This is a genomic window from Thermophilibacter mediterraneus (assembly GCF_900119385.1).
GTDB lineage: Bacteria > Actinomycetota > Coriobacteriia > Coriobacteriales > Atopobiaceae > Thermophilibacter > Thermophilibacter mediterraneus.
Genome location: NZ_FPKO01000009.1, coordinates 196,231 through 212,711 on the forward strand (window position 1 = coordinate 196,231; position 16,481 = coordinate 212,711).

Here is a 16,481-nt window from a genome sequence, read left to right on the forward strand (position 1 = left end):
GTCACACCCCCTCCTTGAATCCCCTGATCTGCGGGCGCTGGCCGTACGCCCTTATCGCCGATGCCAGCGAGTCGGGCATGTCGTCGTGCTCCGCGTTCTCGTTGTAGTCGAGCACCTGGTTCACAGCCTCCGCGTCGAGCGGGTACGCGTCGCAGTCGAGCAGGCGCAGGCCCGCCCACTCGGCGCGCAGGTAGGTGCTCACCTTGATGAACTTGTTCTGGTTCTCCGTGTAGCCACGGCACGGGTGGCCCATGCGGATGATTCGCTTGCGCAGGTAGCCCTTGTCGGCGTTCTTCTCGCAGAAGATCGTGCCGATGCGAAGCTCCTTGCACAGGCGCAGAATCTCGGGCAGGCAGTCATCGACATGCCTCTCGGGCCAAAGCCTGATGTAGGCGCGCCAGCCGTCCGGCGTCTTGGCGAGCGCCGTGAATGCCGTGCCGTCCTTGCCGCCGTAGGCGGCGTCGATGTGGCCGATGCCGTCGTGCAGCTCGCGCGGGTCGCCGAAGTAGCGCGGCTCCTTGAACATGGCCTCCTCGTCCGCGATGTGCTTGAGCTTGTAGTTCGCGGCGAAGAGCGACACGCTCATGCTGCGCTCTATCTTCGCCAGCTCGTCGCGGTCGATGAGGCCCGTGCTGTAGCAGTCGTACTTGACGATGTTCGGCATGAGCGAGAAGGCATCGTCCTTGTGCCAGGGCGTGCCCGTGTTGAAGATGCGGCCGCCACGGTTCTTGATGTTCTGCAGCTCCTGGTAGATGAGCTTGATTCTGTTGCGCTCGGCCGCGCTCACGCGGTCCTTGATGTTGATGATGTCGTCGGTGAAAACCCGGTCGGCGTGCTTGCCCGTGAGCGAGCCGCCGCAGCCGAGGCCGAGGAGCTGCGCCGCGCCGGAGACGCCAAGAACGAGGTTCGTGCTCACCTCGGTCGTGGTGTCCTTGGTGAGCGCGAGGTCGATGCCGTAGAGCGTCTGGCACATCGAGCGGAAGTAGGCGCTCTTGAGCACGTTGGACGTTGCGGCAAGCACCTCCGCGACGTCCGTGTCCGTCTTGCGCATGAAGATCGTGCGCTGCTCCGGGAACAGCAGGATGATGAGCGCCAGCGAGATAGCGATGCACGTGGTCTTGTAGGAGCCACGGTGCGCCTGCAGCGTCTCGTCATCGTCGCCGAAGACCATGGCTCGAATCCACGCGTCGTGCAGCTCGGTCAGCTTGTCGTAGCCGAGCCTTCTAGCAATCTCTGTCGGGTGGAGGTAGATGAGGTCGATGAGGTCTTGGCGCTCATCGGCCATCTGCCTTCTCCTTGGCGGACGCGATCATCTGCTGGATGTCGCTTGCCGCAGCGGCCACCTCGCCGGACACCTCCACCTTGTCGGCGGGCTTCTCGCCAGCTGTGTCACGGAGGAAGGTGAGCGCCACGACGTCGCCCTCGACGGCCTTCCTGGCCACGGCGAGCACCGCCTTCTGGCCAACGGTTAGGTTAGCCTCCAGCGTCTCGTCCATGGACAGCGCCTCGATGTCGGCGAGCTTTCCCTTACCCGCTGGCATGTCGAGCACGATTCGAGCCATCTCTCGCATGGCCTTGCGCTCCCTGCGCTTGGCAGCGGAAGCCTTGCCCGCCTTTCGCGCGCTCTCTCGTCGTTGCTTCGCCGTTCGGTCGCGCGTCGGCTTGATCAGGTTCTGCTCGTTCGCCACGTCGCTCACCTCCCCCTGTCCATCGGGCTGCCGTGGTTCTCGAAGCACCAGCGGAGGCCGCGCATGCGGCGCTCCTCGGCCACGAGCGCGGCGTTACCGCGCTTTGCCGTGCTGCGCTTCGGCTTGATGCCGAGGGCCTTGCAGAAGGCGCGGCCCACGACTGTGTGAGAGTGGGCAAGCGCGCTTGCCCTGATGTAGTCGAGCGTTACCATGCGCTCACCCCCTGAGTTGTCTAGATCGGCGCGGCGGGACTCGAACCCGCGACACTGCGGCTCTACCGACTGAGCTACATGCGAATATGGCTCCCCCTCGTGGAATCGAACCACGGTCGCCGGAACCAGACTCCGGAGTTCTACCTCTGAACTAAGGGGAAGTGGCAGGCCATGAAGGTGTCGAGCCTCCGTCTGCGGTTTTGGAGACCGCCGCTCTGCCGTTGAGCTAATGGCCTGTGTGGCGGATGGGGAGGGATTCGCACCCCCAAGTGCTTTCGCACAGCCGGTTTTCGGGACCGGTGCCTTTGCTGCTCGGCCACCCATCCGGGGAGGCACCTGCGGGACTTGAACCCGCGACCTTCGGATTAGGAATCCGACGCTCTATCCGCTGAGCTACGATGCCTTCTGGCGGAGGATGCAGGATTTGCACCTGCGGGACGCGTTTGCGCCCTACGGGTTAGCAACCCGCCGCATTCGTCTGCTCTGCCAATCCTCCGTTGCTCCGCCATTGAAGGGCGGGGTTGCGTGTCTCCCGCCCGCGCATGACAGCTTGCGCAGTATCGAGCGCCTTCCCACGAGGCGCATGAAAAATGGCCACCGCGCGTTCGACGCGCAGCGGCCAAGTTCCACCGATATGAAAAAAGGACTTGCGGTGCCCTGCTGCCCCTCAAATCCCTCGTTTACACCATATCAGGAAAGTTTTTACCTTTTGTTACCTTGCGAGGTTCACACATCTTCCACACTTGAAGACGGGCCGTCCTCTCCGATGACGAGCGCCGATTCCGGCATGTCCTGGATGGGCACGAGCGCGAGTCCGTAGCCGCACACGCCCGCCATCTTGGCCATGGTGTCGCAGCGGGGGCTGCTACCTCTCGTTATGCCGTTGCTGACGTAGCTGTCGGGCTTTCCGAGGGCGCGCCCGATCTTGTACATCGGAACGCCAACCCTGTTCCCCGCCTCTTTCAGCGCCTCGTATGCCTCCATGCGACCTCCTTGCTCTCCGCCGCAGTATACACCTTATTGCGTTGCTTGCAGTTGTGTGCAATCCGTGTGCATGTCTACACCTAATTGTGTGTACACCTAATTGTGTGTAATCTGAGGTCATCAGCTTGGCGGCTAATAAGGAGGACACAATGAAGAACACCAGCTCGCATGTGCTTGACGAGGCTCAGGCGCTCCCCGTGTGGGAGTTCATGGCCGACGCAACGCCCGAGAAAATCGGGTACGTCATGTCCTGCTACATCGACAGCCTCATCCAGAAGGGCATGACCGCTGGCGATGCGGCATTCGAGGCCATGAACGTCACGATGGAGGCCATCGCGTCCGCCGCATCCGACGTTACCGGCGAAAGCCCGCTGAGGGCTGGCGCGCTGGCCATCCCCGACACGACCGGGGAGGTCCAGTACGACTTCGAGTACTGCTACAACGAGGACGGAGCTTGGCACACCGTGCTGTTCGAGGATCTTGACGATGCGCGCGACTTCGCCACGGCGGCGCTCTCGCGCAACGAGTCGAACGAGCGGTTCATGAGCTACGCGCGCAGAATCGTCCAGGTGGACACCTGCGACTTCTACGACCACTCGATTCCCCCGACGAAAGTCAGAGTCATCCAGAACCACGAGGACTTGTAGACGAGAGGGGCGGCAACCAGCCGCCCCTCTTCTTGCGTCAGCAGATCTCCCTGATGCTGCCGTCCGGCTCACCCTTCCTGAGCTTGCACACGTCGCAGTGCGTGCAATCGACCTGCACCATCACGCCGAGCCTCGTTCCGTCGAAGGTCGGCGAGATCTCGTTCACGGCGTAATTGAGGTCGAAGTTCCTGCAGTGCTCCGGGCAGCCGTCGAGCGACGTCTGAAGCATGACTTTCACCGCTACTCCTCCTCCCTGCTCAGCAGGATGAACGTAAGGTCGAGGCCCTTCTTCAGGTACTCGTAGACCGTCTTCTTGGCGCAATCCTCGTCGGCCGCCGCCTCCTTGGCGGAAAGTCCCTCGATGTACACCTTGCGCAGCGCCTTGCCCGCCTGCGGGTCGATGCGCTGCACCGCGCTCACGTAGCCCTCGACCTCCTTGAACTGCTCGCTGTAGCCGTCCGCAAGCTCGCCGATCTCATCGATGGCCGAGTCCATGCGCAGCATGGCGTTGAGCATCTTGTCGTGCTGCTCGCCGGAAAAGCTCATCGCGCCGATGCTCGCCGAGATGGACGTGCGCGCGGACTCCGCCCGCTCAAGGCACTCGATGGACGAGTCCATCCTGTCGGCCACCATGTGGAAGCTGCTCAGGAACCTATGCGCGATCTTCTGCTCGCGCGACAGCTTCAGCCTCACGGAACCACCTCCCGTCGAAAACGTATCCGCCGCCCACGTACGGCAACTCCTTGCCAAGCTCCTCGAAAGCCGATACCGGCATGGACTTCCTCCCCGAATCGGCCTTGAAGTCGAGCCACTTCACGATGGGTAGGAGGAACATCCGGTGCGCCCTTCGGTACGTCTCCTTGTCGTAGAACTCCACCGCGAGCATCCCGTGACAACGCTCGCCTATGGCATCGAAGTCCGCCAGCGCCGCCTCCTGGTGCGGCTTGACGTTGCCGTAGTCGAGGCGTGGGCGGTTCGCCGCCTTGCACTCCACGAGATAGGAGTCCTCGCCGGTGACCACGAGGAAATCTGCGTCAGTCTCCTCGCCTATCATGTGTCCGCCGACGAAGCGCACGCTGTCAGGAATGCGGAGCACGTAGGCGTGCGGCTCCATGCACTCGCGGAACTTCTGCTCGAACCGCTTTCCCGCCTTGATTCCGCCGCTCATTTCTCCTCCTCCCATGGCCACTTGCCGGTGATTGCGCGGCTCAGGTAGTTGCACGCCTTGGCAAGGTCTTTCAGCGTCGATTCGTGCGGCTTGTCGCCCGCCCTGTCGAAGTACTTCAGGGCGGTCACTGCGGAGAACGCTCTGCACGGGTCGATTCCATGCTGAATGAGACCCTTCATCACGATCTCCTGCTTGTCGATGGTGTGCTTGCCCTTGTAGTGCTCAGGAGTCACGACGCCACCCCCTAACCCTGTCCTCTACGTAGATTCCGACGCCGAGGACCACGCACAGCGACAGCAGAATCGGAAGGTAGACTGGGGCGAGCACGACGAACAGCGCGGACTTGACCCGCTCGGATGCCCTACTCATCGGCACCAGCCTCCGCCTCGCGCAGCGGCTCGCCATCGACGTCCAGGAGCGGGCAGATGCCATCCGGTGTTCGCAGGTACTCGACGCCTGTCTGGTGGTCAACGACCACGGTCACAGCTTCGAAGTTCGTCTCGTGCTCGGAGAATCTGTCCTGTCCGGTAGAAAGCTGATAGAACTCTGCGGACTTCGGCCACGTGCTGTACTTGGTCGTAGCGAAGTGGCTTCCTCCGTTCCACATCAGGCTGATGACCGCAAACGCTAGTTCAACGACGAGAACGCCTATTCCGAGCTTAATGCCGTCACGGATGCTCATTCGACCACCCCGCACAGCTCTCGGATGCGGCTGCACACAGCCATGAGATCCCTCGCATGCTCCCGTCGAGCCGATTTCCTCTGCCTGCTATGGTCCAGATAGTTCAGCTTCAGCAAGTCGGTTGCCCTGGCATCAAGCTTCTTTGCCAGATACAGCAGCTCCTCGCGGTCGCATGCCAGACTTAGAGCTGCTATTCGGTCGATAGCCTGAGACGGAGTGTGTCCATCCCACTCGGGCGCGCGTTCGAGTTCCGCGCAGTCGAACAGCGCCCAGTAAGGATCAACATCGTAGTGATACGTCGCCTGTCCGTCCGGTGTCTCGACGCCAACGATGAACATCCCGTCGTACATCGTGCCGTCGTGGTGAAGCATAGACTTCCACGCAATCTCTCGGTGGTCTCGCACTATCACGGAGAAGAGCTTCGCGCGATGGTCATAGAGCTCGTCAAACGTGTGGTATCCGTCGCTGGTCTCTCCGGTGATTTTCTCCGGCTCGATGAGGCTGGCTAGGCGGTCCCAGATGCTCGATAACCTATCGGCACGAACGAAGCATGCGAGCGTCGGCTCGGTGTACGGCTGACCCTGCTCTGCTGCCATGCGCAGGTCTGCAGCAATCTCGCGGCGCTCATCACCGGCCACCATGTCGGAAGACATCTACCTCACCCCCGTCGAGCCGTAGCCGTCCGCGCCTCGCTCGCTGTCAGAAAGCTCGGCGCGCTCCACGACCTCACAACGCTCGTAGGGCATGATGACGAGCTGGCAAACCCTGTCACCGGGCGCGACCTCGAAGGGCTTGTCCGTGGTGTTCCACAGCGGGCAAAGAACCTCGCCACGGAAGCCGCTGTCGATGACGCCGACCGCGTTGCGCATGGTGATGCCCCTGCTGCCGAGGCCGCTGCGCGGGAACTCAAGGCCGACGTATCCCTCGGGGATCTCAACGCGCAGGCCGGTGCGAACCATGGCGCTCTTGCCTGCGGGGATCAGGTAGCCCTCCACGGCGCGGAGGTCGAGCCCCGCATCGCCCTCGTGCGCGTACTCCGGTACGTACCCGGCGTCCTCGGTCATGCTCACGTTCAGAATCGTCATTGCTGTCTCCTATCCGTTGATCCACTCGTCAACCGTCTTGTGCGGGATTCCAAGCTGCTCGCAGATGCCGCGCTCGCATCGCGCGCCCTTTGACGTGAAGACTCCGGGAAGCTCCGCAACGCCCTCGTAGCGCGGCTCTCCCTTCCACAGCGAAAGCAGCTCGCGGATGCTCATGCGCATGGCCTGCCGCCAGGGCGTGCCTGCGGGGATCTTCTCGTGCGGTATGGTCGCCTTGTGGCCCGCCGCCTTGAGCCTGTCCCGCGCCTCCTCGAAGGTGTCAACGTTGTCGTTCTCGTGGCCCGATACCGGGCCGATGATGTAGAGCCTCAAAGCCCTCTCCTTCCAATAAAGTTCGGGCATGCCTGCCTGTAGCAGCCAGTCGTTGCTCCGGTAGCGCCGCACTTGCCGCGCGGCTCCGGCTCGTACCCGTTCCAGATCTCGGAGCACTCGCGCTCGTACTCGAAGTCCCTGTCCCAGCGCCCGCACTCGAAGCAGTAGTGGCGGAACTGGGCGAACCTCGGCCTCTTGATGCACCTCACCTCATGGCCTCCTTGTAGAGACGCCTCGCCTCGGCGGTGCTCACGCGCATCGCCCTGGCTATCTCTCCGTAGGTGCACCCCGACTTCTCGCGCATGCGCCAGACGTGGTGGGCGAGCTGTTCCCTCGTGTAGGTGCGCTCCGCGCCGCCGGTCTCTTTCTTCCTGGCCATGTCCGATGCCATGTAGCACTCATCGAAGAAGATGCAGCCCTTGCATTCGCTGATGTCCCACTCGGCTCCGAAGCACTGGGGCATGCCCTCGTATCCGCTCATCTCACGCCTCGTCCGACGCGTAGAGCGCGCGGTACCGCCGGTTGCCGACAATCTGGTCGATGGTCGTGTCCTTGCGGCTTGCCGCGTAGCCGAGGCAGATTCCCTCGTCTTTCGCTATCTGGCGGAGCTGCTTGACGGTCAGCTTTTGCAGGTCTGCGCGCATGGCGTCCCATCTGTCCTCGCTCACTGCTTCGCCCTCCTCTCAGCCTTCGAGATGGCGGAGCGCACCCTGGCGAGTTCCCTGGCAGCTTCCGCCGTCTCCCTGTCTGACCACCCGGCTCCCTCCCAGTTCATCCGCATAAGCTCCTCGTCCGTGACAAGCAGCAGGTTCTCTGGGTCGAAGTTGCGCCTGTTGCCGTCGCAGAAGATGACCTTGCACCCCTCGGGCACGGGCATGCCGTGGTGCTGCTCCCAGACGAGCCTCTGCTTGAGAACCCACTGGTCGTTATGCTTCTCGCGTCGGCACTGCGCGACGTGGACCTCGACGTAACCGTCCACGGTCACGCGCTCCTCGCCGACCTCCCGCGTGTTGTGCGGGATGTTGCCCTTCTTGAAGCGCGTCGCCCTCGTGCGCTCGATGGCCTCCGCGCTCATCCACTCGCTCTGCGGGCGGCCCTTGGTCTCGGACTTGCGTCCCTTCTGGAAGCGTCCGCCGTGGGTGCCTGACTTGATGCCGAACCGTGTCTTGAAGTTGGCTATCTGTCCCTCTGTCAGCTCGATTCCGAACCTTGCAAGGAACTCGGCGCGGATCTCAGGCTCGGTGTGGCCGGGGATGAAGGAGCGCATGAACTCAAACATATCGGGTCGCTTCCGCCACTCGATGACCGTGGTTGTAGGAAGCGCGACCATCAGGCATCGCCCCCGCTGAACATCCTCGGTAGGCGGGCGTTGGCGTCCATGGCCTCGTCCTTCATCTTGAAAGCCTTGAGCGCGACGTTAGCGTTCGCGATGACCTGAGCGGAGACGTTGGCCACGGCCTTCGCGCGGTCGATCTCGTCCCTCAGCTCGTCGCCCTTGAGGTTCTTGTCGCTGAGCCTTTCGAGCTGGGCGAGCAGGTGGGTGTTCAGGTCGCTGCAGACTCCCTTCCCCATCACAGATTCCCCTCGCTGACGCGCCTCTGCAGGCTCTTGACCCTCTCGGCAATGTCCGGGCCGTCGGCGTCAAGCTCCATGACCGCGATCTTCAGGTCGGTGAGCTGCCGCCTGTCCTCTTGGGCACCGAGCGCGACGCGCAGCGCATCGGCGATGGCCTCGTTCCGCTCCCACGCCCTCTGCGAAGAGGGCTTTCCGTTGTCCTGGTACTCGTAGGCCCACTTGGCGGCAAGCTCGTCGTAGTGGTCGATGAGCTTCTTGATCTTGTCCGTCAGGAGCGCCATCACTCATCACCCCCGTAGACGCGGCACTCGGTCACGTGCGTCTTGCGGTAGTCGCTCATGAGCAGCGCGAGAACGGCCTCGCTGCTCGTCATGTCAACCTCGTCGCTGTGCTCCGTGCAGAGACCGTTGCTGAGAGGGCAGACGTTGCAGTTCTCGTAGCCGAAGCACGCAACGCCGACATGGGTGCCTGTGCACGCCCGCTCACGCTCCGCAAGCGTCTCGGCGGCGCGCTCGGGCGTCCCGAAGAGCGCCTGCCAGACGGTCTCCGCAGGCTTGGCGTCATCGTCGTTCTCCCAGTCCCCGATGCCGCTCATCGCGTCCCACAGCTCGGGGGCAGCCTCGTTGATGAAGCTCGCTGCCTCGGTCGGCGTCATTCCGTAGCGGTCCTTCAGGAGGCCGTAGATACCCCATCCGCACGTGACGATCTTGTCGGCCAGGGCGTTGAGCGCCGTGGTGATTCCTGCCTTTATGACGTTCACTTCTCGTCCTTTCCGTTGAGGTCGCGCTCGACCTGGTTGATGAACTCCCGCGCCTCGCGGTCATCGAGCACCTTAATTGCGCGCTCCATGTAGTCGGCCCTATTGACGAACTCGGCGATGAGCATGGTGGCCTTGAGGTTGTTCTGCGGTCCCGGCTTGAACGTCGAGAAGAACGCGACGAACTTCTTCATGCACCCAAGCGCGGTGAGCGCGAGGTCTCGGTAGCTGATCTGCTCGTTCACAGCACGTCTCCGTTCCTGTCGATGTAGGGCATCACGTCGCGCGCGGCACCGAGATGTGCGCTTGCCGCCACGAAGTCGGGCTCGGGGACGCTCATGTCCCTCATCGCCTCGTCAAGCATCTTTCGGGTCTCCTCGATGCGGATGCGGACGACCCTTGCGACGTCCTTCTCGCTCATCCTCTGCAGCTCGCTCATTTCGTCTCCCTTCCGGTCAGGGCAACCTGCTCGGCCAGTCTCTCGGTCTCCTCGATGCACTCCTCGTCGGTGCGGATGGGAACCATGCCAACCATGTCGCCCGCGTGGGCCATGTCGAATCCGACCCACCGCGAATCGTCTGAAAGCTCGTGAAGCTTCCCCAGGAACGTCACGCCTCCGTGGACGTTGATTAGCTCGTCAAGCTCTGATTCCTTCAGGTAGTGCCACGGGTGCTCTTCCGGCAGCATCACGTAGCCGCACGGACACCAGAACGCGCCGTGGCGCAGCGCGCAGCGCATGCCCATGAACCACCACTCACGCACGATCATCAGAGCCTCCCCTCTCGTTCCAGGCTTCCGCAGCCTGCTCGATGAACTTGGTGTCGCGGTCTCGCGTGTTCTGCGAGAAGCATTTGGTCGCGAGCCCGCACTTACGGCACGTCACGTAGGCGATGATTCCGTCTCGCGAATAGCTCTGGATGTTCACCACCATGCGTGCCTCGCCCTTGCAAATTGGGCATCCCTTGAGGTCGTAGTGCATCTAGACCGCCGCCTTCTTGGCAATGGCAATGGCGCGGCGGATGAACTCGTCCTTTTCGATGCCGTTCATGCGGTCATCGCCGTCGGCGACGCCCATGTCGAACCACAGCCGCTCCCAGCTATCGGGAAGCTTCGCAACGAGACGCTTGGCGGGGAGGAGTCGTGTGTCGCATTTGCTCTTGCAGAGAACTGCATCGGTGTCGTGGTCAATCCGCACGACCGTGACCCTCAAGTCGTAGTAGTCGGGATAGAAGACCTCGCACCCCTCAACGATGCGAAATCCGTCCCGCGTATAGACGGGCTTCTCGTGGACGAACCTCGTCGCAGGCCCGTGGACGATACCCTCGTTTACGTTGACGATGATGACGTCCCCAAATACCTCAGAGACGGTTCCCTTAGCATCGGTCGCGAGATCCCAAACCATGTCTCCTGCCGTGGTCTTTGTGCCGTCCGCATCGAGCGTCCACGGACGCCTCACCGCCTCGCCGTAGCGGTAGCGGCGCAGGCCCTTGCGGTGCGAAGAGTTGAAGTAGAAGCCCTTCTTGGTGAAGCAGATGCGCGTGACGCACCTGCAGTCCTCCGTGGCGTCTCCAAGGGCGACGGCCTTGCCGTCCTCGAACATGGGCCAGCTCATGCCCTCGGGAACGGTGCGCTCGCGAACGCCGCGCTGGAACTCGTTGACCTCGTTCTTAGTGATCTCCATTGCTACTCCTCGTACGGGCGCTTTACCTCGCGCCCGCTGTTGTCGATGTACCAAACCCAGGCCGGTGCCCCCGTGTACGGGTCGTGCCGGTAGTTGTAGTGCCAGAACTTGACCTCCATCGCCTCGCGCAGGGGAATCCACCTGGCGGCCCAGCACCTGTCCCACAGCGTGTGGTAGTCGATGCTCGGGTCGAACATCCCCATGAGGGCCGGAGGGCAGGCAGAAAGCCTCGGTGCCGCGTGCCTCCCGTAGAAGTGCTCAAGCTCCCTGGCTCGGTCGAACGCCTCGGCCCTGCCGAACGTCGCGTAGCACTGCTCGACCAATGGCCTGACGCGCCCCTCGTCGCATCCGCGCTCTTCGGTGAGCCATGCGATGCAGCCTTCGAGCGGGCTCTGCTCGACCTCACGCTCCTCCGGAAACAGGTCGAGCACCATCTGGCCCTGAAGCACCTTGCCCATCCGGCTACCTCCAAGGCTCGAAGGTCGTTCCGGTGTTGCGGTCGTGGATGACCCACCTGCCGTAGGCGAAGAGTCCGGGGTCGTGCGGCTCGTACGTCTTGAGCAGGTCGCCGCTCCACCACGCCTCCTGGTAGTCGAGGAACCAGACCCACTCGGGCTGATACCTCGCGCCGCCGTGGAAGAGGTTGTGGCATCCCGTCGTGCCGCTGCCGCACAGGGCGAAGAGCGCGGGCCTCAGCTCCCACTCGCCCTGCGGAGTGCGCAGCGTGAACAGGCCCTTTGAGACCGGCGGCACGTGGTGGACGTTCGTGGCCATCCGGCGGCACACGGCGCACGTCGCGCCATCGTCCATGCGGTGCGTCCTGACGCCCTTCCCTGCGTAGTGCGCGTGAAGGTGAGGCTTGCCGTAAAGCTCGGCAACCTGCAGCGAGAGGCCGCAGAGCTGGCCGCTGTCGGGGACGAAGCTCATTGCAGCCTCCTATCCCCGCCGTCGGTGGCCACCGTCTCGCAAATCCCGGCGAGGCGCGACCCGATGGCCTTGGCGGTCGATTCGTCGCACGCCGCCATGCGCGCCGCCAGCTCGCTGACGCGAAAGTTGCTCGTGATGACCGTGGGCAACATCGCGCCGTCGCGGGCGTTGACGATCGAGTAGAGTCGGGAGACCGTCCACGCCGTCTGCTGCTCCTTGCCGAGGTCATCGAGGATGAGGAACGGCACCTTGGAGTACTTGGCCAGCACGTCGCTCTCGGCGAGGGGCGTGCCGTAGGTGCTCTGAACATCGATGAGCAGATCAACGGCGTTGACCATGCGGACGCGCTTGCCGTGGTAGACGAGGCGGCGAGCGATGGCGCTGGCGAGCGTGGTCTTGAGCGTGCCGTTGTCTCCCCACACGTAGAGCGACTGGCCGCCCTCGACCTTGGCCGCGAGATCCTTGGCCATGGGGTGCGAAGCCTTGTGGTAGCGCCTGGGCACGCCCGCCTGCTCAAGCTTGCGGTAGAAGGCATCCTGCTCGGCCTTGCGCTCGCGCTCGGCCTCGGCGGCCGCCTCCTTCTCGCGGGCCTTGACCGCCTCGGCGCAGTCGCACTCGGCGTATCCGACGAACATCTTGCGCTTGGCCCCGTCCTTGGAGAACGGCATGTCGATGTAGCGGGCCTCAAGCTCCTTCCCGCAGAACTCGCAGGTCTTAGCGGTCGTACTGGGCATATGAACCTCCTCCCATGGGTTTGCAGTCGTTACGGCACCAGTTGCGCACTGTGGCCTTCCAGTCCTTCATCGGCGTCCTGCCAACGCGCCAGCCGTTTGCCGTGTAGTGGTCGATGAATCGCTCGGCGGAGAACCCGGAGAGGTCGAGCCTCTGCTTCGCGCAGTACTCGGAGGCGTAGGCGGCCACCTCTTCGAGGGCGGGGGCGCGGAATCGCGCCCGCTTCTCCCCTGCTTCCTCCTTCCTGATTCCTCTTCCTAATTCCTCTTCCTCTTCGCTTGGCGCTTTGCTTGCCGCGTCGCTTGCGCCGTTGCTTCCTGTTTTGCTTGCCGTTTTGCTTGCCTGTTTGCTTGGCGCTTTGCTTCCGCCGTTGCTTCCAGCTACGATTCGCGCCCTGCTCTTGGCGAGCACCGGCATGACGGACGTGATGACAGCCTCCTGGGCGTCGGTGCGCGGCTCCGGCTCGTCCCCGGTCGCCAGGTAGCGCACGATCATCCCGATGAGCTCGTCGCCCTCGCGCCGGTTGCGGAGCCTGAGCGGCCCCTCGATGAGTGAGTCGAGCACCTGCATGAGCAGTCCTTCCATCTGGGCCGCCCTAGAAGGGGATGTCCTCGTCGTACATGTCGGCAGCGGGCGGCTGCTGCATGGGCTGCTGGGGCATCTGAGGGGCGGGCTGCTGCACCACGGGCGCGGGCTGCGCGGGCATGGCCTGCGGCTGCTGAACGGGCTGCTGGTACGCCTGAGCGGGCTGCTGGTAGCCCTGCTGCGGGTAGGCTGGCTGCTGCGGGTAGGTCGGCTGCTGGTAAGCCTGCTGCGGCTGCTGCATGGGCTGCTGGTAGCCCTGCTGCTGGTTGCTGTGGAAGTTGACCTCGGATGCCGCGACCTCGATCTTGGAGCGGTTCTTGCCCGTCTCCTTGTCCTGCCACGAGCTGTAGGCGAGGCGGCCGTGGACAACGACGAAGGTTCCCTTGGTCATGTACTGGGCGATGCCCTGGGCGCGATTGCCGAACATCACGCAGTCGATGTAATCGGGGCGGTCCTCCCATTCGCCCGTCTGCTGGTTCTTGACGGAGCGGTTGCAGGCCACGCCGAAGCTGAGAACCGGCGTGCCGCTCTGGGTCATGCGAAGCTCGGCGTTGCGGGTGAGGTTTCCGCTGATGACAGCCGTGTTGACGTTACTCGCCATATCCTGTTCCTCCTGAGTTCCAAATCCTCTGAATCTCTGCGTCTACCATGCGGAGGCGCAGCTTGTGCACGTTGATTGCCTCCTGCGAGGTCTTGTAGAGGGCTTCCGCCGCGTCGCGCGCCTGCTTCAGGTCGGCGATGTGCTCCATGCCACGGCAGATGTCGCTCGTGACCGTCACTGGCGTCCCCTTGCGTCGCTCGGCCATGATCTCGACCCGCAGGGCCTTGCGGTACTCGGCCTCGTGCTCGGCGTACTGGAAGCCGCTCTTCCGGCACTCCTCCAAGTCCTCCTCAAGAAGGGCCTCAAGCTCGTCGCGCTTGGCGTAGAGGTCTTGGAGCGTGCCGACCATTACTGGACCACCCTGAACGTGCGGCAGCCGCAGGAGCAGGAGCACTGCTCCATCTGCTCGCGGTTCTGGAACTGCCACTGGGTGCCGCAGGCGGTGCAGGCAGCGATGAACGGGCCGCTCTGCGGGACGCTGTTGTCGTAGCCGTCGCTGTCCTTGGTGTCATCGATGGAGAAGAGGTTGCCCAGGGCGCGCTTCCCCGCGTAGCTCGACGCGGTTCCGGTGATCTGGCTCTCGTCCATGCCCTTCTTGTCCTCCGGCTCGCGCGCCCAGCCGGTTGCCGACACCTTGTCTCCGGTCTCGACGTCGGTGAGGCTGGCGGTGGTCTTCACGTAGACCCAGCCGTCATCGACCTTCACGATGTCATCGTCGCAGGTGAGCAGCAGGCCCTTCTGGTAGCAGAGCGGCTTGGCGGCCTCAAGGATGTCCTCCTTGCTGCGGTACTTGTACTTGCCGAAGGCGTTGTACTGGCCCTTCTCGACCTTCAGCGTCTGCTGGATCTCAAGAAGGCTTTCGAGGATTGCGTTAGCCATTGATTGCCCCCATTCCGTAGGTGCGCTGGCAGACCTCGGCGAGGGTGCCGCGCTTGAAGACGCCGGTCACGCCGACGAGGCCGCAGAGCTTGCCGACCGCCTGCATCTGCTCGGTGGTGGCGGAGTCGATGACCATGACGCACGGCACCGGAGCGTTCGCGGGCGTGGCCTTGGCGAGGCGCACGGCCTCAAGCACCTTCGACTGCAGGGCGGGCTCGAAGCTCTCAAGCTCGTTCGCAATCTGCCAGCCCATGCTCGGCTCGACCGTGACCTGGGCAGGTTGCGGCACGGGGATGGGGGCGGGCTGCACGGGAACGGGCGCGGCGACGGGCTGCGGGGCGCTGACGGCCTCTGCGGGCTGGTAGTCGCAGGGCTGCGGCTCGTCCTCCTGCTGGTAGGACGAAAGCTCGCTCTTCATGGCGTCGAGGCGCTTCTTGTCCTCCGCCAGCTTGTGCGCCCACGCGATGGCCTCGCCGAGGTCGAGCGACTGGAAGAAGCGAAGCTCGGCCTGCTCGCCGAAGTCGCCGAGATCCTGCGCCTTGAGCGCGTCCCAGTCCTTCGCGACCTTGCGGCAGCGGTCCTCAAGCTCCTTCTTGCAGTTCTCCACGTGCGGAGACTTGTTCAGCCACTTGGGGTCCGCGATGGCCTCGTAGGGAACGACGTCCGCGAGAAGCCCAGCGACCTCCTGGTAGTGCTCGCGCAGCGCGTTCTCCTTCTCGCGCTTGCGGGCCTCGTCGGCCTCCTTCTCGACCGCCTGGATTCGCGCGACGGCGCTCTTGATCTTGTCGCGGATGGCGTTGCTGCGGCCCTCGAAGGCGTTGAGCGGGCGCAGGTACTCGTTCTTCACGGCCTTTCGGCGCTCGTCAATCTGCTTGGCCAAGCCGTTCAGGTACTTGCGCGCATCGGCGCAGGCCCTGACGTCCTCGGCGCTGTCCGCCGACGGCTGCCAGCCCTCGTAGTCCTTGAGGATGGAATCGACGTGCGCCTCAAGGGCGTCGAAGTTGGCGCTGATCTGGCCGGGAAGCGTGTGGACGGAGAGGTCTTGCTCGTCCTCCTCGATGACCTCCGCATCGACCTCAAGCGGCTCCTCCTTCTCAAGGAGGGCGATGATGTCGGCCTTCTTCATGCCCTTGTAGACGTTGACCCCGCGCGCCTTGGCCTCGGCCGTGAGCTGCGCGACGGTCATGCTCTTGTAGTCCATTAGCTCACCTCGATGTTCGGCTCGATCTCGGGCAGGTAGCTCACCGGAAGCAGTCCGTGGCAGTCGATGTCCGAGTCTCTGAATCTGATTGGGTCATCCAAGAGCGACGGGTCGAAGAGCACCAGATAGCGGCTGATGCCAGCCCACCACGTGTTGTTGAAGGTGTAAGGCTCGTCCCCGACCTCGATGCTCTGGTCAACACAGAACGCCGCTACGCGGTCTCGCACGCGGCCCTTTCCACCGGTGCGCTGCATGTCCTTGACGAACCCGTAGATCTTGCGGAAAGCAGGCTCGTTCGCCTCCATCCAGCGGTGCACCTTCGATGCCATATCGCGTCCGCTCTCGATGTGTGCCGCGCTGTAGGTGCGCGTCGGCTGGTACGGACTTCTTATCGCCCTCATAGGCCCGCCGCCTGCCTTGCCATGGCAACTGCCCCATCCATGGTCGGAATCACCCAGAGGAAGAGCACCGCGCAGAAGACGAGCGCGGAGACGGTGATTCCCAGGAACAGCCCAGCCTTGAAATCGTTGCTGAGCGCGAAGCGGCTATAATGCTTCGCAGGCACATCGTGCCTGTACTGTCGGGTCTGCGCGGTCTTCTGGCGACCAACCATTTCGGGCCGCGCAGCCCTTTGATTCGTGTGCATCGAGCACCATCCTTTCGATTCCCAGATGCTTGAGGCGTATCGGCGTCTTGGCCACGATTTCCACGTCGGTATTTCCGATGTGGAGTAGCCGTATCCCCGCC

The 16,481-nt window shown here is 63.5% G+C and carries 35 protein-coding genes and 5 tRNA genes; 1 reads left to right on the forward strand and 39 read right to left on the reverse strand.

Features of this window, described 5'->3' with window-relative positions; genetic code table 11:
- Position 1 precedes the first annotated feature (1 nt).
- The 9 genes from BQ7106_RS05645 to BQ7106_RS05685 all read right to left on the reverse strand — a co-directional run bounded on the left by BQ7106_RS05645 (position 2) and on the right by BQ7106_RS05685 (position 2,884).
- The gene (locus BQ7106_RS05645; protein ID WP_072372721.1) at positions 2-1,285 is read right to left on the reverse strand and encodes a hypothetical protein; all 1,284 of its coding nucleotides are present in this window, start codon (positions 1,283-1,285) and stop codon (positions 2-4) included.
- On the reverse strand, positions 1,275-1,688 hold the full coding sequence (locus tag BQ7106_RS05650) for a hypothetical protein (RefSeq protein ID WP_072372724.1): 414 nt from the start codon (positions 1,686-1,688) through the stop codon (positions 1,275-1,277). Before BQ7106_RS05650 ends, BQ7106_RS05645 begins: the two co-directional genes overlap by 11 nt.
- Before the next feature lie 5 nt (positions 1,689-1,693).
- Positions 1,694-1,900, reverse strand: a complete 207-nt coding sequence (locus tag BQ7106_RS05655) for a hypothetical protein (RefSeq protein ID WP_072372727.1) — start codon at positions 1,898-1,900, stop codon at positions 1,694-1,696.
- 87 nt (positions 1,901-1,987) lie between these two features.
- Positions 1,988-2,061, reverse strand: a tRNA-Gln gene (locus BQ7106_RS05660).
- Position 2,062: 1 nt separating this feature from the next.
- A tRNA-Trp gene (locus BQ7106_RS05665) sits at positions 2,063-2,136 on the reverse strand.
- 3 nt (positions 2,137-2,139) lie between these two features.
- Positions 2,140-2,226: transfer RNA gene (locus BQ7106_RS05670), tRNA-Ser, on the reverse strand.
- A 4-nt stretch (positions 2,227-2,230) separates the two neighbouring features.
- Positions 2,231-2,303: transfer RNA gene (locus tag BQ7106_RS05675), tRNA-Arg, on the reverse strand.
- Between the two features lie 3 nt (positions 2,304-2,306).
- Positions 2,307-2,396 (reverse strand) — tRNA-Ser (locus tag BQ7106_RS05680).
- A 230-nt stretch (positions 2,397-2,626) separates the two neighbouring features.
- Complete coding sequence (locus BQ7106_RS05685) at positions 2,627-2,884, reverse strand: hypothetical protein (RefSeq protein WP_072372730.1); 258 nt, start codon at positions 2,882-2,884, stop codon at positions 2,627-2,629.
- A gap of 149 nt (positions 2,885-3,033) precedes the next feature.
- Between BQ7106_RS05685 and BQ7106_RS05690 the strand changes: the two genes are divergently transcribed.
- Entirely contained in the window at positions 3,034-3,531 is a 498-nt protein-coding gene (locus BQ7106_RS05690) for a hypothetical protein (RefSeq protein WP_072372733.1), read from the forward strand.
- Between the two features lie 37 nt (positions 3,532-3,568).
- Here BQ7106_RS05690 and BQ7106_RS05695 read toward each other — a convergent pair whose 3' ends face one another.
- From BQ7106_RS05695 to BQ7106_RS05840, 30 genes are all read right to left on the reverse strand, one after another.
- Positions 3,569-3,769 carry a hypothetical protein gene (locus BQ7106_RS05695; protein WP_072372736.1) on the reverse strand — a complete coding sequence of 67 codons (201 nt, stop codon included), beginning with the start codon at positions 3,767-3,769 and terminating at the stop codon, positions 3,569-3,571.
- Between the two features lie 2 nt (positions 3,770-3,771).
- Positions 3,772-4,224: a hypothetical protein gene (locus tag BQ7106_RS05700; RefSeq protein WP_072372739.1), complete on the reverse strand. Its 453-nt coding sequence runs from the start codon at positions 4,222-4,224 to the stop codon at positions 3,772-3,774.
- Positions 4,184-4,699: a PDDEXK family nuclease gene (locus BQ7106_RS05705; protein WP_072372742.1), complete on the reverse strand. Its 516-nt coding sequence runs from the start codon at positions 4,697-4,699 to the stop codon at positions 4,184-4,186. The genes BQ7106_RS05700 and BQ7106_RS05705 overlap by 41 nt, the downstream gene beginning before the upstream one ends.
- Positions 4,696-4,932: a DUF3310 domain-containing protein gene (locus BQ7106_RS05710; protein ID WP_072372747.1), complete on the reverse strand. Its 237-nt coding sequence runs from the start codon at positions 4,930-4,932 to the stop codon at positions 4,696-4,698. The genes BQ7106_RS05705 and BQ7106_RS05710 overlap by 4 nt, the downstream gene beginning before the upstream one ends.
- Before the next feature lie 128 nt (positions 4,933-5,060).
- A complete protein-coding gene (locus BQ7106_RS05715) occupies positions 5,061-5,381 on the reverse strand; it encodes a DUF6440 family protein (protein WP_072372750.1) in 321 nt (106 codons plus the stop codon).
- Positions 5,378-6,034 (reverse strand): WDGH domain-containing protein, encoded by a 657-nt coding sequence (locus tag BQ7106_RS05720; protein ID WP_072372753.1) that lies wholly within the window; start codon positions 6,032-6,034, stop codon positions 5,378-5,380. Before BQ7106_RS05720 ends, BQ7106_RS05715 begins: the two co-directional genes overlap by 4 nt.
- Positions 6,035-6,466: a dUTP diphosphatase gene (gene dut, locus BQ7106_RS05725; protein WP_072372756.1), complete on the reverse strand. Its 432-nt coding sequence runs from the start codon at positions 6,464-6,466 to the stop codon at positions 6,035-6,037. It abuts the gene before it with no gap.
- Positions 6,467-6,475: 9 nt separating this feature from the next.
- Positions 6,476-6,796, reverse strand: coding sequence for a DUF4406 domain-containing protein (locus BQ7106_RS05730; protein WP_072372759.1), 321 nt, complete (start codon positions 6,794-6,796; stop codon positions 6,476-6,478).
- Positions 6,793-7,005 carry a hypothetical protein gene (locus tag BQ7106_RS10830; RefSeq protein WP_072372762.1) on the reverse strand — a complete coding sequence of 71 codons (213 nt, stop codon included), beginning with the start codon at positions 7,003-7,005 and terminating at the stop codon, positions 6,793-6,795. The genes BQ7106_RS05730 and BQ7106_RS10830 overlap by 4 nt, the downstream gene beginning before the upstream one ends.
- Entirely contained in the window at positions 7,002-7,277 is a 276-nt protein-coding gene (locus BQ7106_RS05740; RefSeq protein WP_072372765.1) for a hypothetical protein, read from the reverse strand. Before BQ7106_RS05740 ends, BQ7106_RS10830 begins: the two co-directional genes overlap by 4 nt.
- Position 7,278: 1 nt before the next feature.
- Positions 7,279-7,464, reverse strand: a complete 186-nt coding sequence (locus tag BQ7106_RS05745) for a Rho termination factor N-terminal domain-containing protein (protein WP_072372769.1) — start codon at positions 7,462-7,464, stop codon at positions 7,279-7,281.
- Positions 7,461-8,075 (reverse strand): HNH endonuclease signature motif containing protein, encoded by a 615-nt coding sequence (locus BQ7106_RS05750; RefSeq protein ID WP_072372772.1) that lies wholly within the window; start codon positions 8,073-8,075, stop codon positions 7,461-7,463. Before BQ7106_RS05750 ends, BQ7106_RS05745 begins: the two co-directional genes overlap by 4 nt.
- A gap of 50 nt (positions 8,076-8,125) precedes the next feature.
- Complete coding sequence (locus BQ7106_RS05755; protein ID WP_072372775.1) at positions 8,126-8,368, reverse strand: hypothetical protein; 243 nt, start codon at positions 8,366-8,368, stop codon at positions 8,126-8,128.
- Positions 8,368-8,652, reverse strand: coding sequence for a hypothetical protein (locus BQ7106_RS05760; protein WP_072372780.1), 285 nt, complete (start codon positions 8,650-8,652; stop codon positions 8,368-8,370). Before BQ7106_RS05760 ends, BQ7106_RS05755 begins: the two co-directional genes overlap by 1 nt.
- The gene (locus BQ7106_RS05765) at positions 8,652-9,131 is read right to left on the reverse strand and encodes a hypothetical protein (RefSeq protein WP_072372784.1); all 480 of its coding nucleotides are present in this window, start codon (positions 9,129-9,131) and stop codon (positions 8,652-8,654) included. Before BQ7106_RS05765 ends, BQ7106_RS05760 begins: the two co-directional genes overlap by 1 nt.
- On the reverse strand, positions 9,128-9,373 hold the full coding sequence (locus tag BQ7106_RS05770) for a hypothetical protein (protein ID WP_072372788.1): 246 nt from the start codon (positions 9,371-9,373) through the stop codon (positions 9,128-9,130). Before BQ7106_RS05770 ends, BQ7106_RS05765 begins: the two co-directional genes overlap by 4 nt.
- Positions 9,370-9,567, reverse strand: coding sequence for a hypothetical protein (locus BQ7106_RS05775; RefSeq protein ID WP_072372791.1), 198 nt, complete (start codon positions 9,565-9,567; stop codon positions 9,370-9,372). The genes BQ7106_RS05770 and BQ7106_RS05775 overlap by 4 nt, the downstream gene beginning before the upstream one ends.
- Complete coding sequence (locus BQ7106_RS05780) at positions 9,564-9,896, reverse strand: hypothetical protein (protein WP_072372795.1); 333 nt, start codon at positions 9,894-9,896, stop codon at positions 9,564-9,566. The genes BQ7106_RS05775 and BQ7106_RS05780 overlap by 4 nt, the downstream gene beginning before the upstream one ends.
- Positions 9,883-10,107 carry a Lar family restriction alleviation protein gene (locus BQ7106_RS05785; protein WP_072372798.1) on the reverse strand — a complete coding sequence of 75 codons (225 nt, stop codon included), beginning with the start codon at positions 10,105-10,107 and terminating at the stop codon, positions 9,883-9,885. Before BQ7106_RS05785 ends, BQ7106_RS05780 begins: the two co-directional genes overlap by 14 nt.
- The gene (locus BQ7106_RS05790) at positions 10,108-10,809 is read right to left on the reverse strand and encodes a hypothetical protein (protein WP_072372801.1); all 702 of its coding nucleotides are present in this window, start codon (positions 10,807-10,809) and stop codon (positions 10,108-10,110) included.
- 2 nt (positions 10,810-10,811) lie between these two features.
- Positions 10,812-11,267: a hypothetical protein gene (locus tag BQ7106_RS05795; protein WP_072372806.1), complete on the reverse strand. Its 456-nt coding sequence runs from the start codon at positions 11,265-11,267 to the stop codon at positions 10,812-10,814.
- A gap of 4 nt (positions 11,268-11,271) precedes the next feature.
- A complete protein-coding gene (locus BQ7106_RS05800) occupies positions 11,272-11,736 on the reverse strand; it encodes a hypothetical protein (RefSeq protein ID WP_072372810.1) in 465 nt (154 codons plus the stop codon).
- Positions 11,733-12,470 (reverse strand): ATP-binding protein, encoded by a 738-nt coding sequence (locus tag BQ7106_RS05805; protein WP_072372814.1) that lies wholly within the window; start codon positions 12,468-12,470, stop codon positions 11,733-11,735. The genes BQ7106_RS05800 and BQ7106_RS05805 overlap by 4 nt, the downstream gene beginning before the upstream one ends.
- Complete coding sequence (locus tag BQ7106_RS05810; RefSeq protein WP_072372817.1) at positions 12,451-13,038, reverse strand: hypothetical protein; 588 nt, start codon at positions 13,036-13,038, stop codon at positions 12,451-12,453. The genes BQ7106_RS05805 and BQ7106_RS05810 overlap by 20 nt, the downstream gene beginning before the upstream one ends.
- A 25-nt stretch (positions 13,039-13,063) precedes the next feature.
- Positions 13,064-13,654: a single-stranded DNA-binding protein gene (locus BQ7106_RS05815; protein ID WP_072372820.1), complete on the reverse strand. Its 591-nt coding sequence runs from the start codon at positions 13,652-13,654 to the stop codon at positions 13,064-13,066.
- The gene (locus BQ7106_RS05820; RefSeq protein WP_072372823.1) at positions 13,644-14,003 is read right to left on the reverse strand and encodes a hypothetical protein; all 360 of its coding nucleotides are present in this window, start codon (positions 14,001-14,003) and stop codon (positions 13,644-13,646) included. The genes BQ7106_RS05815 and BQ7106_RS05820 overlap by 11 nt, the downstream gene beginning before the upstream one ends.
- A complete protein-coding gene (locus BQ7106_RS05825; RefSeq protein ID WP_072372826.1) occupies positions 14,003-14,533 on the reverse strand; it encodes an ERF family protein in 531 nt (176 codons plus the stop codon). Before BQ7106_RS05825 ends, BQ7106_RS05820 begins: the two co-directional genes overlap by 1 nt.
- Positions 14,526-15,734, reverse strand: coding sequence for a DUF1351 domain-containing protein (locus tag BQ7106_RS05830; protein ID WP_072372830.1), 1,209 nt, complete (start codon positions 15,732-15,734; stop codon positions 14,526-14,528). The genes BQ7106_RS05825 and BQ7106_RS05830 overlap by 8 nt, the downstream gene beginning before the upstream one ends.
- Entirely contained in the window at positions 15,734-16,063 is a 330-nt protein-coding gene (locus tag BQ7106_RS05835; protein ID WP_072372832.1) for a hypothetical protein, read from the reverse strand. Before BQ7106_RS05835 ends, BQ7106_RS05830 begins: the two co-directional genes overlap by 1 nt.
- A gap of 68 nt (positions 16,064-16,131) precedes the next feature.
- Entirely contained in the window at positions 16,132-16,380 is a 249-nt protein-coding gene (locus tag BQ7106_RS05840) for a hypothetical protein (RefSeq protein WP_072372836.1), read from the reverse strand.
- Between the last annotated feature and the right edge of the window lie 101 nt (positions 16,381-16,481).

What these genes read in the sequence shown, in the direction of transcription:
- BQ7106_RS05645 (WP_072372721.1), bottom strand. Translation starts at nt 1,285, where the DNA reads ATGGCCGATGAGCGCCAAGACCTCATCGACCTCATCTACCTCCACCCG.
- BQ7106_RS05655 (WP_072372727.1), bottom strand. Translation starts at nt 1,900, where the DNA reads ATGGTAACGCTCGACTACATCAGGGCAAGCGCGCTTGCCCACTCTCAC.
- BQ7106_RS05685 (WP_072372730.1), bottom strand. Translation starts at nt 2,884, where the DNA reads ATGGAGGCATACGAGGCGCTGAAAGAGGCGGGGAACAGGGTTGGCGTT.
- BQ7106_RS05690 (WP_072372733.1), top strand. Translation starts at nt 3,034, where the DNA reads ATGAAGAACACCAGCTCGCATGTGCTTGACGAGGCTCAGGCGCTCCCC.
- BQ7106_RS05705 (WP_072372742.1), bottom strand. Translation starts at nt 4,699, where the DNA reads ATGAGCGGCGGAATCAAGGCGGGAAAGCGGTTCGAGCAGAAGTTCCGC.
- BQ7106_RS05715 (WP_072372750.1), bottom strand. Translation starts at nt 5,381, where the DNA reads ATGAGCATCCGTGACGGCATTAAGCTCGGAATAGGCGTTCTCGTCGTT.
- BQ7106_RS05720 (WP_072372753.1), bottom strand. Translation starts at nt 6,034, where the DNA reads ATGTCTTCCGACATGGTGGCCGGTGATGAGCGCCGCGAGATTGCTGCA.
- dut (WP_072372756.1), bottom strand. Translation starts at nt 6,466, where the DNA reads ATGACGATTCTGAACGTGAGCATGACCGAGGACGCCGGGTACGTACCG.
- BQ7106_RS05740 (WP_072372765.1), bottom strand. Translation starts at nt 7,277, where the DNA reads ATGAGCGGATACGAGGGCATGCCCCAGTGCTTCGGAGCCGAGTGGGAC.
- BQ7106_RS05750 (WP_072372772.1), bottom strand. Translation starts at nt 8,075, where the DNA reads ATGTTTGAGTTCATGCGCTCCTTCATCCCCGGCCACACCGAGCCTGAG.
- BQ7106_RS05755 (WP_072372775.1), bottom strand. Translation starts at nt 8,368, where the DNA reads ATGGGGAAGGGAGTCTGCAGCGACCTGAACACCCACCTGCTCGCCCAG.
- BQ7106_RS05760 (WP_072372780.1), bottom strand. Translation starts at nt 8,652, where the DNA reads ATGGCGCTCCTGACGGACAAGATCAAGAAGCTCATCGACCACTACGAC.
- BQ7106_RS05775 (WP_072372791.1), bottom strand. Translation starts at nt 9,567, where the DNA reads ATGAGCGAGCTGCAGAGGATGAGCGAGAAGGACGTCGCAAGGGTCGTC.
- BQ7106_RS05780 (WP_072372795.1), bottom strand. Translation starts at nt 9,896, where the DNA reads ATGATCGTGCGTGAGTGGTGGTTCATGGGCATGCGCTGCGCGCTGCGC.
- BQ7106_RS05785 (WP_072372798.1), bottom strand. Translation starts at nt 10,107, where the DNA reads ATGCACTACGACCTCAAGGGATGCCCAATTTGCAAGGGCGAGGCACGC.
- BQ7106_RS05790 (WP_072372801.1), bottom strand. Translation starts at nt 10,809, where the DNA reads ATGGAGATCACTAAGAACGAGGTCAACGAGTTCCAGCGCGGCGTTCGC.
- BQ7106_RS05795 (WP_072372806.1), bottom strand. Translation starts at nt 11,267, where the DNA reads ATGGGCAAGGTGCTTCAGGGCCAGATGGTGCTCGACCTGTTTCCGGAG.
- BQ7106_RS05800 (WP_072372810.1), bottom strand. Translation starts at nt 11,736, where the DNA reads ATGAGCTTCGTCCCCGACAGCGGCCAGCTCTGCGGCCTCTCGCTGCAG.
- BQ7106_RS05805 (WP_072372814.1), bottom strand. Translation starts at nt 12,470, where the DNA reads ATGCCCAGTACGACCGCTAAGACCTGCGAGTTCTGCGGGAAGGAGCTT.
- BQ7106_RS05810 (WP_072372817.1), bottom strand. Translation starts at nt 13,038, where the DNA reads ATGCAGGTGCTCGACTCACTCATCGAGGGGCCGCTCAGGCTCCGCAAC.
- BQ7106_RS05815 (WP_072372820.1), bottom strand. Translation starts at nt 13,654, where the DNA reads ATGGCGAGTAACGTCAACACGGCTGTCATCAGCGGAAACCTCACCCGC.
- BQ7106_RS05820 (WP_072372823.1), bottom strand. Translation starts at nt 14,003, where the DNA reads ATGGTCGGCACGCTCCAAGACCTCTACGCCAAGCGCGACGAGCTTGAG.
- BQ7106_RS05825 (WP_072372826.1), bottom strand. Translation starts at nt 14,533, where the DNA reads ATGGCTAACGCAATCCTCGAAAGCCTTCTTGAGATCCAGCAGACGCTG.
- BQ7106_RS05830 (WP_072372830.1), bottom strand. Translation starts at nt 15,734, where the DNA reads ATGGACTACAAGAGCATGACCGTCGCGCAGCTCACGGCCGAGGCCAAG.
- BQ7106_RS05835 (WP_072372832.1), bottom strand. Translation starts at nt 16,063, where the DNA reads ATGGCATCGAAGGTGCACCGCTGGATGGAGGCGAACGAGCCTGCTTTC.
- BQ7106_RS05840 (WP_072372836.1), bottom strand. Translation starts at nt 16,380, where the DNA reads ATGCACACGAATCAAAGGGCTGCGCGGCCCGAAATGGTTGGTCGCCAG.